Origin of the sequence: Oryzobacter terrae, from assembly GCF_042756445.1 — a bacterium.
Lineage (GTDB): Bacteria > Actinomycetota > Actinomycetes > Actinomycetales > Dermatophilaceae > Oryzobacter > Oryzobacter terrae.
Map to the genome: position 1 here is coordinate 2777848 of NZ_CP170578.1, position 13771 is coordinate 2791618.

13 protein-coding genes are annotated in these 13771 nt (G+C 74.2%); 9 read left to right on the forward strand and 4 right to left on the reverse strand.

Annotation, left to right across the window (positions count from 1 at the left end; translation table 11 throughout):
• The first annotated feature begins 62 nt into the window (after nucleotides 1-62).
• The 5 genes from ftsH (at nucleotide 63) to ACFWN3_RS13225 (ending at nucleotide 5114) form a co-directional block, all read left to right on the forward strand.
• Nucleotides 63-2183: an ATP-dependent zinc metalloprotease FtsH gene (ftsH, locus tag ACFWN3_RS13205; RefSeq protein WP_377640291.1), complete on the forward strand. Its 2121-nt coding sequence runs from the start codon at nucleotides 63-65 to the stop codon at nucleotides 2181-2183.
• Nucleotides 2184-2244: 61 nt separating this feature from the next.
• Nucleotides 2245-2826 (forward strand): GTP cyclohydrolase I FolE, encoded by a 582-nt coding sequence (folE, locus tag ACFWN3_RS13210; protein ID WP_377645603.1) that lies wholly within the window; start codon nucleotides 2245-2247, stop codon nucleotides 2824-2826.
• Between the two features lie 49 nt (nucleotides 2827-2875).
• Nucleotides 2876-3667: a dihydropteroate synthase gene (folP, locus tag ACFWN3_RS13215; protein ID WP_377645605.1), complete on the forward strand. Its 792-nt coding sequence runs from the start codon at nucleotides 2876-2878 to the stop codon at nucleotides 3665-3667.
• A gap of 67 nt (nucleotides 3668-3734) precedes the next feature.
• On the forward strand, nucleotides 3735-4610 hold the full coding sequence (folK, locus tag ACFWN3_RS13220) for a 2-amino-4-hydroxy-6-hydroxymethyldihydropteridine diphosphokinase (RefSeq protein ID WP_377640293.1): 876 nt from the start codon (nucleotides 3735-3737) through the stop codon (nucleotides 4608-4610).
• A 6-nt stretch (nucleotides 4611-4616) separates the two neighbouring features.
• On the forward strand, nucleotides 4617-5114 hold the full coding sequence (locus ACFWN3_RS13225) for a DUF3180 domain-containing protein (protein ID WP_377640295.1): 498 nt from the start codon (nucleotides 4617-4619) through the stop codon (nucleotides 5112-5114).
• Between the two features lie 135 nt (nucleotides 5115-5249).
• Here the strand turns inward: ACFWN3_RS13225 and ACFWN3_RS13230 are convergent, their stop codons facing one another.
• The 4 genes from ACFWN3_RS13230 to ACFWN3_RS13245 form a co-directional block, all read right to left on the reverse strand.
• The gene (locus ACFWN3_RS13230; RefSeq protein WP_377640297.1) at nucleotides 5250-5936 is read right to left on the reverse strand and encodes a class F sortase; all 687 of its coding nucleotides are present in this window, start codon (nucleotides 5934-5936) and stop codon (nucleotides 5250-5252) included.
• Nucleotides 5937-5940: 4 nt separating this feature from the next.
• On the reverse strand, nucleotides 5941-6717 hold the full coding sequence (locus tag ACFWN3_RS13235) for a DUF6801 domain-containing protein (protein ID WP_377640299.1): 777 nt from the start codon (nucleotides 6715-6717) through the stop codon (nucleotides 5941-5943).
• A 168-nt stretch (nucleotides 6718-6885) separates the two neighbouring features.
• Entirely contained in the window at nucleotides 6886-8019 is a 1134-nt protein-coding gene (locus tag ACFWN3_RS13240) for an NADH-quinone oxidoreductase subunit D (RefSeq protein WP_377645606.1), read from the reverse strand.
• A gap of 88 nt (nucleotides 8020-8107) precedes the next feature.
• Entirely contained in the window at nucleotides 8108-9058 is a 951-nt protein-coding gene (locus ACFWN3_RS13245; protein ID WP_377640301.1) for an SAM-dependent methyltransferase, read from the reverse strand.
• Nucleotides 9059-9274: 216 nt separating this feature from the next.
• Here ACFWN3_RS13245 and ACFWN3_RS13250 point away from each other — a divergent pair, with 216 nt between their 5' ends.
• From ACFWN3_RS13250 to nadC, 4 genes are read left to right on the forward strand one after another with little or no spacing between them, the layout of a single operon-like run.
• A complete protein-coding gene (locus ACFWN3_RS13250) occupies nucleotides 9275-10165 on the forward strand; it encodes a Rossmann-like and DUF2520 domain-containing protein (RefSeq protein WP_377640303.1) in 891 nt (296 codons plus the stop codon).
• Nucleotides 10166-11080, forward strand: coding sequence for a pantoate--beta-alanine ligase (gene panC / locus ACFWN3_RS13255; RefSeq protein WP_377640305.1), 915 nt, complete (start codon nucleotides 10166-10168; stop codon nucleotides 11078-11080).
• Nucleotides 11081-11085: 5 nt separating this feature from the next.
• Nucleotides 11086-12867: an L-aspartate oxidase gene (locus ACFWN3_RS13260; protein ID WP_377640307.1), complete on the forward strand. Its 1782-nt coding sequence runs from the start codon at nucleotides 11086-11088 to the stop codon at nucleotides 12865-12867.
• Nucleotides 12864-13757, forward strand: coding sequence for a carboxylating nicotinate-nucleotide diphosphorylase (gene nadC, locus ACFWN3_RS13265; RefSeq protein WP_377640308.1), 894 nt, complete (start codon nucleotides 12864-12866; stop codon nucleotides 13755-13757). Before ACFWN3_RS13260 ends, nadC begins: the two co-directional genes overlap by 4 nt.
• Nucleotides 13758-13771 lie beyond the last annotated feature (14 nt).

Consider the following 13771-nt stretch of genomic DNA (forward strand, 5'->3'; position numbering starts at 1 on the left):
CACGCCGGGGCGGCCCGACCCACCCCGAGCAGGAGGACCGGAGCAGCCCGCTCCGCACCCACATGGACTTCAAGCGCATTGTCCGCAGCCCCCTCTTCTGGGTGCTCGCCGTCGTCGTGGTGATGCTGACCGTCTTCTCCTTCGACGGCAACGGCGGCTACGCCACGGTGACGACCTCACAGGCCGAGAAGCTGCTCACCGACAAGAAGGTCGCCAAGGCCGAGATGACGACCGAGAACGTCCTCAGCCTCGACCTCAAGTCGGGCCAGACCTTCTCCGACGACGCGACCGACGTCCGCAACGCGACCAAGGTCCGCGCCGAGTTCGTCGACGCCCGCGCCGAGCAGATCGTCGAGTCGGTGAAGGCCAACGTCCCCGACGGCTACAACGACAAGCGCGAGGGTGACAGCACCTTCTGGACGATCTTCATCAGCTTCTTCCCCGTCCTGCTCCTCGTCGGCCTGTTCTGGTTCCTCATGACGCAGGCCCAGGGCGGTGGCTCACGGGTCATGCAGTTCGGCAAGTCGCGCGCCAAGCTCGCGAACAAGGACACCCCCAAGGTCACCTTCTCCGACGTCGCCGGGGCCGACGAGGCCGTCGAGGAGCTCCAGGAGATCGTCGAGTTCCTCCGCGAGCCGGCCAAGTTCCTCGCCGTCGGCGCCAAGATCCCCAAGGGCGTCCTCCTCTACGGGCAGCCCGGTACCGGCAAGACCCTGCTCGCCCGCGCCGTCGCGGGGGAGGCCGGCGTGCCGTTCTACTCGATCTCCGGCTCGGACTTCGTCGAGATGTTCGTCGGCGTCGGCGCCAGCCGCGTCCGCGACCTGTTCGAGCAGGCCAAGGCCAACGCGCCCGCCATCGTCTTCGTCGACGAGATCGACGCCGTCGGCCGCCACCGCGGCGCCGGCATGGGCGGCGGCCACGACGAGCGCGAGCAGACGCTCAACCAGCTGCTCGTCGAGATGGACGGCTTCGACGTCAAGACCAACGTCATCCTCATCGCGGCGACCAACCGCCCCGACATCCTCGACCCCGCGCTGCTGCGCCCCGGCCGCTTCGACCGCCAGATCTCCGTCGAGAACCCCGACATGATCGGGCGCCACCGCATCCTCGAGGTGCACGCCCAGGGCAAGCCGATGGCGTCGGGCGTCGACCTGCTCGCCGTCGCCCGCCGCACCCCGGGCTTCACCGGCGCCGATCTCGCCAACGTCCTCAACGAGGCCGCGCTGCTCACCGCCCGCACCGACAAGAAGCTCATCGACGACGAGGTCCTCGACGAGGCCATCGACCGCGTCATCGCCGGCCCGCAGAAGCGCACCCGGATCATGTCGGCCAAGGAGCGCAAGATCACCGCGTACCACGAGGGCGGCCACGCCCTCGTCGCCTCGGCGATGAACCACCTCGACCCCGTGACGAAGGTGACGATCCTCCCGCGTGGTCGCGCCCTCGGCTACACGATGGTCATGCCGATGGACGACAAGTACTCCACGACGCGCAACGAGATCCTCGACCAGCTCGCCTACGCCCTCGGCGGCCGCGTCGCGGAGGAGATCATCTTCCACGACCCCACCACCGGCGCCGCGAACGACATCGAGAAGGCCACCGCGATGGCCCGCAAGATGGTCACCGAGTACGGCATGAGCGAGCGGGTGGGCGCCATCAAGCTCGGGCGCAACCAGGACCAGCCGTTCCTCGGGCGCGACATGGGTCACGAGCGCGACTACTCCGAGGCCGTCGCCGGCATCGTCGACGAGGAGGTCCGCCGCCTCATCGACGACGCGCACGACGAGGCGTGGCACGCGGTCAACGACAACCGCGACCTGCTCGACCGGCTCGTCCTCGAGCTGCTCGAGAAGGAGACGCTCAACGCCGCCGAGCTCGCCGTGATGTTCGCCGACATCCGGAAGCGACCCGTGCGCCCGACCTGGCTGTCGAGCGAGCACCGCACCCTCTCCGACCTCCCGCCGGTCATGACCCCCGCCGAGCAGGCGGCCCTCAACGGCCGCAACGGCTCGGGGGCGCCCGTCGGCTCGGGAGCGCCCGCCGGCGCTCAGCTGGCGGAGGGCGACCCGAGCACGCGGGCGGCCATCGACGACGCGGCGCAGCAGGGTGCCGACCCGCACCCCGAGGAGCACCCGCCGACCAAGGTCATCGAGGTCCCGGACGGTGGTCGTGTCGAGCCCTGAGCCCGACCCCGCGACCGGCGCCGCCGACCCCGCAACCGGCCCCGCCGGAGACGGCGCCCCGGTGACCCGACCGCCGGTCGACGTCGCCCGGGCCGAGGCGGCGGTGCGCGAGTTCCTCGCCGCCATCGGTGAGGACCCCGACCGCGAGGGCCTGCGCGAGACGCCGGCTCGGGTCGCCAAGGCGGCCCGCGAGCTCTACGCGGGGCTCTGGCAGGACCCGGCCGAGGTGCTGAGCAAGACCTTCTCGATCGAGCACAACGAGCTCATCATCGTGCGGGACATCCCGATGTACTCCACGTGCGAGCACCACCTCCTGCCCTTCCACGGCGTCGCCCACATCGGCTACATCCCCGCCGACGATGGCAAGGTCACCGGGCTGTCCAAGCTCGGGCGCCTCGTCGAGGTCTTCGCCCGCCGCCCGCAGGTGCAGGAGCAGATCACGACACAGGTCGCCGACGCGCTCGTCGAGCACCTGGGCGCCCAGGGCGTCATCGTCGTCGTCGAGGCCGAGCACCTGTGCATGTCGATGCGCGGGGTGCAGAAGCCCGGCTCGCGCACCATCACGTCGGCGGTGCGCGGCCAGCTGCGCGACCCCGCCACCCGGTCCGAGGCCATGTCGCTCCTCCTCGGCGGCAAGCGGTGAGCCGCCGGTGACGCTGCCGAGCGCCCGCGTCCCCGGACGCCCGCTCGTCATGGGTGTCGTCAACGTGACACCCGACTCCTTCAGCGACGGCGGGGCGTGGTTCACGCCCGAGGCCGCCGTGGCCCACGGCCGCGACCTCGTCGAGCAGGGGGCCGACCTCGTCGACGTCGGGGGCGAGTCGACCCGGCCGGGCGCCGAGCGCCCGAGCACGCAGGAGGAGCTGCGCCGGGTCCTGCCCGTCGTCGCCGCCCTGTCCGAGCTGGCACCCGTGTCGGTCGACACGATGCGGGCGTCGGTCGCCGCGGCCGCCCTCGACGCCGGGGCGAGCGTCGTCAACGACGTCAGCGGTGGGCTCGCCGACCCCGAGATGGGGCCGCTCGTCGCCGAGCGCGGGGTGCCGTTCGTCGCCATGCACTGGCGCGGGCACAGCACCCTGATGCAGTCGCGCGCGCAGTACGACGACGTCGTCGCCGACGTGTGCGCGGAGCTGGGGGCGCGGGTCGAGGCCCTCGTGGCCGACGGCGTGGCCGTCGACGACATCGTCCTCGACCCCGGACTGGGGTTCGCGAAGCTCGCCCACCACAACTGGGAGCTGCTGCGCCGCCTCGACGAGGTCTCGGCGCTCGGCCACCGGCTCGTCGTCGGGTCGTCCCGCAAGAAGTTCCTCGGCCTGGTCGGGCGGACGCCGGAGACCGAGCGGGCGCCGCTCGAGCGCGACGTCGCGACGGCGGCGACGACGCTGTACGTGGCCCAGCACGACGTGTGGGCCGTCCGGGTGCACGACGTCCGTGGGACGGTCGACGCCCTCGACGTCGCCGACGCCCTCCGGGGCCCCGCGTGACGGGCGTGGCGGTGGTGCTCTCGTGACGGGGTGGGGTTCGGCTCGTGACCGCATCACCCTCTCCGGGGTGCGCGGCCGGGGCTTCCACGGCGTCTTCGAGCACGAGCGGCGCGAGGGTCAGGAGTTCGTCGTCGACGTCGACCTCGTCGTCGACCTCGCGCCGGCCGGGGCGAGCGACGACCTCACCGACACCGTCAACTACGGCGAGGTCGGCGCCGCCGTCCTCGCACGCATCGAGGGCGATCCCTTCGACCTCATCGAACGACTCGCCGACATCATCGCGTCAGATGCGTTGTCGCACAGCGAGGTCGACGAGGTCACCGTGACGGTGCACAAGCCCCAGGCCCCGGTGGGCGTGCCCTTCGGCGACGTCACCGTGCGGGTGACCCGGCGCCGGGACCCGGTGCCCGTCGTCGTGGCGGTCGGCGCCAACCTGCCGCACGGCCTCGCGCGCCCCGAGGACACCGTGGCCTCGGCGCTCGAGTCCCTGACCCACCACCCGGCGATCCGCGTCGTCGCGACGTCGGCGGCGTTCGACACCGCCCCGGTGGGCGGCCCGGCCGACCAGCCCGACTACGTCAACGCCGTCGTCCTCGCGCGGACCACGCTCTCGCCGACGTCCCTGCTGCGCCAGCTGCACGCGGTCGAGGCGTCCTTCGACCGCCGGCGCGAGGTCCGCTGGGGCGCGCGCACGCTCGACCTCGACCTCGTGCAGTACGGCGACCCCGCCGGCGGCACCGACGTCGTCTCCGACCGCGAGCGGCTCACGCTTCCCCACCCGCGGGCCCACGAGCGCGGCTTCGTCCTCGTGCCGTGGCTCGACGCCGACCCCGGCGCCGTCCTGCGGGTCGGCGCGGACGTCGTGCCCGTCGCCGAGCTCCTCGCCCCGCTCGACACCAGCGACGTCCGCCGTCGTCCCGACGCTCCCACCGAAGAGGTCTGAGACCCGATGCGCCACCGTGAGATCCGGATCAAGACCCTCGCCCTCGCCGGCCTGCTGTCGGCCGGGCTGGCCTTCATCGTCTTCATCCTCGTCACGCGGGCCGGGTCGCTCGTCCCGCGCCCGCCGGTGCTCGCCGGCATCCTCCTCGTCGTCATGGGCGGACTCGTCCTGTGGATGGCGCGGCCGGTGCGCCGCTACCTCCAGGGTCAGGCCACCGAGCCGCTCGACCCGCTGCGGGCGGCGCGGGTCGTCGTCCTCGCGCAGGCGGCCGCGCTCACCGGGTCGCTGGCCACGGGGTGGTACCTCGGCCAGCTCGCCGTCGTCGCGACCGACCTCTCGCTCGTCGCGAACCAGATGCGGCTGCTGCCGCTGCTCGCCCTCGCGGCCACCGGGGTCGCCCTGGCGGCCGCCGGCCTGGTGGCGCAGCGCTGGTGCCGCGTCGACGGGTCCGACGACGACGAGACCGAGCGGGGCGCCACCCGTCGCGAGGACCGCACCCACTGACGCGTCCTCGCACAAGTTCGGGGTCACCCCGAACTTGTGCGCTCCACCCCGGTTGCGAAAAGGGGTGCAGCGCACCTTTCCGGGGTGCGGCGGGAGGGGCGTGGCGGGGAGGGGTGAGGCGCGGTTGCGGTCGGCTCAGGCGCCGGTGGGGGCGGCGTCGGCCCAGAGGACCCAGTTGCCGACGTAGTGCCCGCCCCTGACCGGGGTCGTGGGGTCGCACGTGATGAGGCGGAGCAGCGGGCGGGGGTTGCCGGCGTCCCAGATGGAGTCGTCGCGCGGCGTCTCCTTCTTGGGGACGGCCTTGCTGCGGACGACGACGAACCCGACCTCGTCGCCGGAGTCGTACGTCACGGTGACCCTGGCGCCCGGGCGGACCTCGGGGAGCCTGGCGAACGTGTCGGGGCCGGTCCTCCTCGTGTTGATGTGCCCCGCGAGGATCGATGCCCCGGGGAATCCCGGTCGGGGCCACCCCTTCTCGTCGTACCACCCGGCCACCCCGGCCGGAGGGGCGAGGATGCCCTCGTCGTCGAGTCCCGCTGGGACCAGCTTCGCGTCGACGAGCTGCTCACCCGCGAGGGAGGAGACGACGACACGCACCGGCTCGCCGTCGGGGGTCTCGAGGTCGCGGGCGGCCGGCGGCGCCTGGCTCGGGCCGGGGGTGACCGAGGGCGTGCTCGTCGGGCTCGCCGCCGTGGTCGTCGGCGTCCCACCCGGGGAGGGGGCGGCCTCCGTTGCAGCCGCACACCCCCCGAGGAGGGCGAGCGCGACGAGCCCGGACGTCAGGAGGGACGCCGGGGCGCGGGTCGGCCGGTGGTGCGCCACGGCCTCAGTGTCGACGGGCGGCGGCGCGGCGGCCACCGCGACCGAGGACGACGGCGCCGGCCACGGCCAGCCCGGCACCGGCGAGGAGCGTGTCCCGGCGCGATCGGTCGTCGGCGAAGTCGGTCTGGACGACGACCGGACGGACCGGGGAGGTCGTCGGGGACGCCGTGACCGTCGGGGAGGCGGCGACACCCTCGGCGACGAAGGAGTCGACGGCGGTGTCGCCCTCGTCGACGAGCTCGCAGAACATGCCGCCGGAGTACGTCTCCTCGCCGAACCCCACGATGACGTCGCCGGCGAGCAGGGTGTTGGTGCCCTCCTCGGCGGTGACCGCGGGGACGTCCTCACCGGTGAGCTCGAGGACGAGCGGCCCGGTGGCCGGGACCGGGGTCGAGGGGAAGACCATCTCGACGACGACCTCCTCGCCCGACTCGTCGACGATCATGAAGGTGACGCCGCCGCCCTCGATCTGCTCGATCTGCGCGTCGCGGATCATCTGGAGGAAGTCCTCGGGCAGGCCGATCGAGCCCGTGAAGGGGTCGAGCGGGACGCTGGTCCCCGTGGTGACGACGACGGCCGAGCCGATGGCGGTGTCGAAGCGGGCGGTCGTGCCGCCGCTGCCCTCGGTCCCCTCGTCCTCGCCCATCTCGAGGCCGAACTGGCACGAGTACTCGAGGTCGCGCGACTCGGCGCTCGCGATGCTGACGGTCGTGGCGGCGGCCAGGAGCGCGACGCCCCCGACGAGACCGCTGCGCGCGGCGGCGCGAAGGAGCGTGGCCATGGTGTCCCTACGACAGGTCCGGGGCGGGGGAGCGCGCGTGAGGAGGGGCGACGCGGCCGCAGTGATGCGGGGAATGTATCCCACGGGTCGGCGGCGCGGCAGCGTCTTCCCACTTCCCGCGCCGGAGGGTCGCCGGGTCGGGAGCGGCGTCGACGCCGCGGCCGCGTGCTACTTGTCGACGTCGCCGACGACGAAGAACATCGAGCCGAGGACGGCGACCATGTCGGCGACGAGGCACCCCGGGAGCACCGTCGAGAGCACCTGGACGTTGTTGAAGGAGGCCGAGCGGAGCTTGAGGCGCCACGGGGTCTTCTCGCCGCGCGAGACGAGGTGGTACCCGTTGAGACCGAGGGGGTTCTCGGTGGCGGTGTAGCGCTCGCCCTCGGGGACCTTGAGGACCTTGGGCAGCCGCTGGTTGACCGGCCCGGCGGGGAGGGTGACGAGGGTGTCGAGGCACGCCTGTGCGAGGTCGAGGCTGACGTGCACCTGCTCGAGGAGCACCTCGAGGCGGGCGAGGCAGTCGCCCTCGGTCCGGGTGACGACGCGTCCCGGCCCGCCGGGGCCGAAGAGGGAGGGGTAGGCGAGGTAGGGGTCGTCGCGTCGCAGGTCGAGGTCGAGACCGCTCGCCCGGGCGATGGGTCCGGAGACGCCGTAGGCCAGGCACGTCTCGGCGTCGAGGACGCCCACGCCCCGGGTGCGGGCCCGCAGGATCTCGTTGCCGACGATCATCGACTCGAGGTCGGGCAGCCGCCGGCGTACGGCGAGCACCGCGGACTCGACCCGGCCGAGCCAGCCGGCCGGCACGTCCTCCTTGAGGCCGCCGACCCGGTTGAACATGTAGTGCATCCGCCCGCCGGAGGCCTCCTCCATCACGGCCTGGAGCTCCTCGCGCTCGCGGAAGGCGTAGAAGATCGGGGTGATGGCGCCGAGCTCGAGCGGGTACGAGCCGAGGAACATCAGGTGCGACAGGACGCGGTTCAGCTCGGCGAGGAGGGTGCGCAGCCACACGGCGCGCTCGGGGACCTCCATCCCCAGCATCGCCTCGACCCCGAGGACGACCCCGAGCTCGTTGCCGAAGGCCGACAGCCAGTCGTGCCGGTTGGCGAGGACGGTGATCTGCCGGTAGTCGCGCACCTCGAAGAGCTTCTCGGCCCCCCGGTGCATGTAGCCGATGATCGGCTCCGCCGAGATGATCCGCTCGCCGTCGAGGACGACCCGCAGCCGCAGGACGCCGTGGGTCGCGGGGTGCTGCGGGCCGATGTTGAGCACCATGTCGGCGGTGGCCAGCCCACCGGCACCCATGCCGATGTCGAGGGCGCGCGGCTCGGTCCCTGGGGTCACGCCGCCAGTCTGCCCCACCGGGCGCGGGCCACCGGGTCGCCGGCCGTGGTCATCGAGACCCGACCCGCCGCAGCACCCAGAGGAAGCCGCCGAGACCGGAGGGGTCGGTGACCGCGGTCGCGGCCGAGGCCCGGGCCAGCGCGGCGAGGTAGGCGGCCGGGTCGGCGCGGGCGAGCGCCCGCGGGGGCACGCCCGTCACGATGCCGAGCTCGCGCAGCGCCTCGCCCTGGGGGACGACTGCGTCGTGCGCGAGGCTGTCGACCGCGACGTGCGCGGTGAGGTCGCACGACCCGTCCGGCACCGGCGCGACGACCGACCCTCCGCGGTAGCCGGTGAGCGTCCCGTGCGGTGGCCGGTCGGCCCGGGTGTGGCCGTAGTCGACGGCGACGAGGACACCGCCGCGCACGCGGGCCGCGAGGTCGTCCCAGGCAAGGTCGCGCGCGAGTCCCACCTCCACCCGCGACCCCTCCTCGAGGTCGTCCACCGGCCAGTGCTGCGCGCACCAGGTGAGCTCGGCCGCGGTGGGGTCGCCCCCGAGCGACTCCCCCCCGGTCGCGGGGTCGACGAGGACGACGGCGAGCCGCCCCGGCTCGGCGACCTCGAGCACGGTGCACGGCACGACGTCGAGCCACTCGTGCGCGAGGACGAGGACGTCCTCGAGCCCGTCGAGGGTGTGCGGGAGCGCGGCGCCCCCGGGGGAGGTGAGCCACCCGACGGCCTCGGGGAGGTCGACCGGTCGCGCCACGACGTCGACGCCGGTCAGCCGCAGGTCGGGACGCAGCGCCGCGAGCTGGTGGAGCAGCTCGCCACGGCCGCAGCCCAGGTCGACCACGTGGCCGACGCCCTCGCGGTCAGCGAGGCGACCCACCGCCTCGGCGAGCACCGACCCGAGCGGCCCGTGGGCCGAGGTCGTGAAGTGGCCGGCCGGACCCTCCGGGCGCCGGTAGAACCCATGCACGCCGTACAGCGCCTCGTGCCACGCCTCGCGCCAGGGGACCACGTCGGCACGCTATCGGTCGTGGGGCGCCCTCCCCGCCCGGGGCACGGCGCCACGGTCGTGGCGCAGGGATCCCGAGATGACCCACGAGGACCTGGGCCGACCGCGGGTTCGCGCGCCGTCACCGTGACGGCGCGCACGGTCCGCACCGGCTGGCGCACCTGACGCGGGAGCGAGCGTGGACGCCGCGGGGCACGCGTGGCGGTAGCGTGCTCGGCTGTGGACGGCATCGAGCACCCCGCGCGCCTCACCGTCGGCGTCGTCGGTGCGGGCCGGGTCGGCGCGGTCCTCGGGGCGGCCCTCGCGCGCGCCGGCCACCGGGTCACCGGCGCCTACGCCGTCTCGGAGGCGAGCCGGGCCCGCGCGGCCGAGCTCCTCCCGGGGGTCCCGCTCGAGGACGTCCCGACCGTCCTCGCGAACGCCGAGCTCGTCCTCCTCGCCGTCCCGGACGACGCGCTCGCCGACCTCGTCGCCGGGCTCGGCGCCACCGGCGCGTGGCAGGCCGGCCAGATCGTCGTCCACACGAGCGGGCGGCACGGCGTCGGCGTCCTGGACCCCGCCCGCGCTCACCACGTCCTGCCGCTCGCCCTCCACCCGGCCATGACCTTCACCGGCACCGCGATGGACCTCGACCGCCTCGCCGACGCCGCCTTCGGCGTCACGACCGACGAGCTGCTGCGCCCCGTCGCCGAGGCCCTCGTCGTCGAGATGGGCGGCGACCCCGTCTGGATCGAGGAGGAGGACCGCGCGGCCTACCACGCGGCCCTCGCCCACGGCGCGAACCACCTCGTGACCCTGACGAGCGAGGCGATGGAGCTGCTCTCGCGCGCCGGCGTCGAGGAGCCGCGCCGCGTCATCGGACCACTGATGCGCGCGGCGCTCGACAACGCGCTCCGGCTGGGTGACGCAGCCCTCACCGGCCCGGTGGCCCGTGGGGACGTCGGTACCGTGGAGGACCACCTGCGCGAGCTGGAGCGGCTCTCGCCCGAGATCCGGAGGACCTACGTCGCCCTCGCCCGCGCGACCGCGCTGCGCGCCCTCGACAGCGGCCGGCTGCGCCCCGCCGCCGCCGACCCCCTCCTCGACACCCTCTCCGACCAGGAGCCCTGAGTGACCACCACCACCACCCCCGTCGTCGCGCACACGCGCGAGGAGCTCAAGGCCGCGCGCGAGGCGCTGCCGAGCCGCGACGTCGCCGTCGTCATGACGATGGGGGCGCTGCACGACGGGCACGCCCACCTCATCCGGGCGGCGCGACAGCGGCACGCCCACGTCGTCGTGACGATCTTCCTCAACCCGCTCCAGTTCGGGCCCAAGGAGGACCTCTCCCGCTACCCGCGGACCTTCGACTCCGACATGGAGATCTGCACGACCGCCGGCGTGGACGTCGTCTTCGCGCCCACCCCCGACGTCGTCTACCCCGACGGCGACCCCGGCGTGCGGGTCGCCGCGGGTCCGCTCGGCGAGGTCCTGGAGGGCGCCTCCCGTCCCGGCCACTTCGACGGCGTCCTCACCGTCGTCGGCAAGCTGCTCCACCTCACCGCGGCCCGCAGCGCCTACTTCGGGCAGAAGGACGCGCAGCAGCTGCTCCTCATCCGCCGGATGGTCCGCGACGTCGACTTCCCGGTCGACATCGTCTCGGTGCCCACGGTCCGCGAGCCCGACGGCCTGGCCATGAGCAGCCGCAACATGTACCTCACCGACTCCGACCGCGAGGTCGCGCTCAGCCTGAGCCGGGCCCTGCGCGCCGGCGCCGAGGCCGCCCGGCTCGGTCCCTCGGCGGTACGGCGGGCGGCCCGCGAGGTCATGGTCGAGGAGCCGCTGGCGCTCGTCGACTACCTCGTCCTCGTCCACCCCCACACCCTCCAGAGCGTGCCCGAGTGGTACCGCGGCGAGGCCCTGCTCGCGGTCGCCGCCAAGGTCGGCACGACCCGCCTCATCGACAACGCGCCGCTCCATCTCGGCCCCGACGGCGGGGCCATCGACGTCTTCTCCGACGTGCCGCACGCCCGGGCCGACGTCTGACCTCGATGACGACGCCCTCCGCCTCCGCCGCCCCGCCCCGCGTCCCCCGACGTCTCACCGCGTCCGAGCCGGGGTGGACGGCGACCGCCGACGTCGTCGTCGTCGGGTCGGGGATCGCCGGCCTCACCTGCGCGCTCCGGCTGCGCGAGACGGTCGACACGGTGCTGCTCGTGACGAAGACGGTGCTGTCGGCGGGCTCCACGCAGTGGGCCCAGGGCGGCATCGCCGCGGCCCTCGACCCCGAGGACACCCCCGAGGAGCACCTCCACGACACCCTCGTCGCCGGGGTCGGGCTCTGCGACGTCGACGCCGTGCGCGCCCTCGTCACCGAGGGGCCCGACCGGGTCCGCGAGCTCGTGGCGCTCGGGGCCGAGTTCGACCGGGACGCCGGCGGCGAGATCAAGCTGACCCGCGAGGGCGGCCACCACCGCGACCGGATCGCCCACGCCGGCGGCGACGCGACGGGCGCCGAGATCTCCCGGGCCCTCATCGCCGCGCTCGACCGGGTCCGCGACGATCCGGGCATCGAGGTCGTCGAGCACGCGCTCGTCGTCGACCTCCTCACCGCGGGCGACGGCGCCGTGTGCGGCGTGACGCTCCACGTCATCGGGGAGGGCCAGGTCGACGGGGTCGGTGCCGCGCACGCCCGCGCGGTCGTCCTCGCGACCGGGGGGCTCGGCCAGATCTACACCTCGACGACCAACCCTCCCGTCGCGACCGGTGACGGGATGGCGGCGGCGCTGCGGGCCGGGGCGCGGGTGACCGACCTCGAGTTCGTCCAGTTCCACCCGACGGTGCTCTTCCTCGGGGAGGGCTCGACCGGCCAGCAGCCGCTGATCTCCGAAGCCGTGCGCGGCGAGGGCGCCTTCCTCGTCGACGGCTCCGGCACGCGGATCATGCAGGGGCGCCACGCGCTGGCCGACCTCGCCCCGCGCGACGTCGTCGCCCGGGCCATCCTCGACGTCATGCGCGACCAGGAGGTCGACCACGTCTGGCTCGACGCGCGCCACCTCGGCTGCGACTTCCTCGAGGCGCGCTTCCCCTCGATCGTCGCGCGGTGCCGCGAGCTCGGGTTCGACCCCGCGACCGAGCTCCTTCCCGTCGCGCCGGCCCAGCACTACGCGTCGGGGGGCGTCGAGACCGACCTGCTCGGCCGGACCTCGGTCGACGGGCTCTACGCGTGCGGCGAGTGCTCGTGCACGGGGGTCCACGGCGCCAACCGGCTCGCGTCGAACTCGCTCCTCGAAGGTCTCGTCTTCGCCCACCGCATCGCCGACGACATCACCGGGCGCTTGTCGCGGGACGAGCTGCCCTCTCGCACACCGGTCGTCGACGGCGACACGGCCGTCCTCGACTCGTCCCGGCGCCTCGACCTCCAGCGCACGATGACGCGCGGCTCCGGTCCCGTGCGTTCCGGGGAGTCGACGGCAGCGGCACTGGTGGCGCTCGCCGACCTCGCGGCACTGCCGCCGTCGGGGGCCGAGCCCGGCCCGCGCACCTGGGAGACGACGAACCTCCTGCACCTGGGCCAGGCCCTCTCCCAGGTCGCCCACCTCCGCGTCGAGACCCGTGGGGGCCACGTGCGCTCCGACGCGCCCGAACGAGACGACGTCCGCTGGCTCACCCGCCTCACGACGACCCGCGCCCCCGACGGCTCGCTCGCCGTGACCGAGCACCGGGTCGACGGCCCCGCGAACGACCTCGCGGCCGACCTCGGGACCGACGCCAGTGCCGATGACGGCGCCGGGACGACTCCCGTCCCGGCCGACACCGGGGGGCCCTCATGACCGACCACGTCGCCGACCACGGCTTCCCGCTCGAGGACGCGCGCCTCCTCGTCGAGCGGGCGCTCGACGAGGACCTCGGTCCGGGCACCGACGTCACGACGATGGCGACGATCCCCGCCGAGCAGACCTCGGTGGCGCACCTCGTCGCCCGGGCCGACGGGGTCGTCGCCGGGCTGCCGGTCGTCGCGCTCGTCCTCGAGGCCGTGGCGGCCCGCCTCGGGACCGGCGCGGTCGTCCTCGAGCTGCACGTCGAGGACGGGGCCCGCGTCGAGCGCGGCGACCACCTCGCGACCCTCGCCGGGTCGACCCGCACGACGCTCGTCGCCGAGCGCACCGCCCTCAACGTCCTGTCCCGCACCTCCGGCGTCGCGACCCACACCCGTCGCTGGGCCGACGAGCTCGCGGGGTCGGGGGCCATGGTCCTCGACACCCGCAAGACCACACCCGGCATGCGCGCGCTCGAGAAGTACGCGGTCCGGTGCGGCGGCGGGACGAACAAGCGGATGGGGCTGTACGACTGCGCGATGGTCAAGGACAACCACAAGCTGGCCGCGGGGAGCCTCACCGCGGCCATCGCCGCGATCCGCGACCGGTTCCCCGACGTGCCGGTCCAGGTCGAGGTGACGACGACGGCGGAGGCCCTCGAGGCCGTCGGCGCCGGTGCGCGGTTCCTGTTGTGCGACAACATGTCCACCGACCACCTGCGCGCGACGGTCGCTGCCGTGCGCGACACCGGCGAGACCGTGGAGGTCGAGGCGACCGGCGGCCTGACCCTCGAGGTCGCCGCCGCGTACGCGGCGACGGGGGTCGACTACCTCTCCGTGGGCGGGCTGACCCACAGCTCACCGATCGTCGACATCGCCCTCGACCTCGACCCGAGCGACGCCTGACCGACTCCCGACCG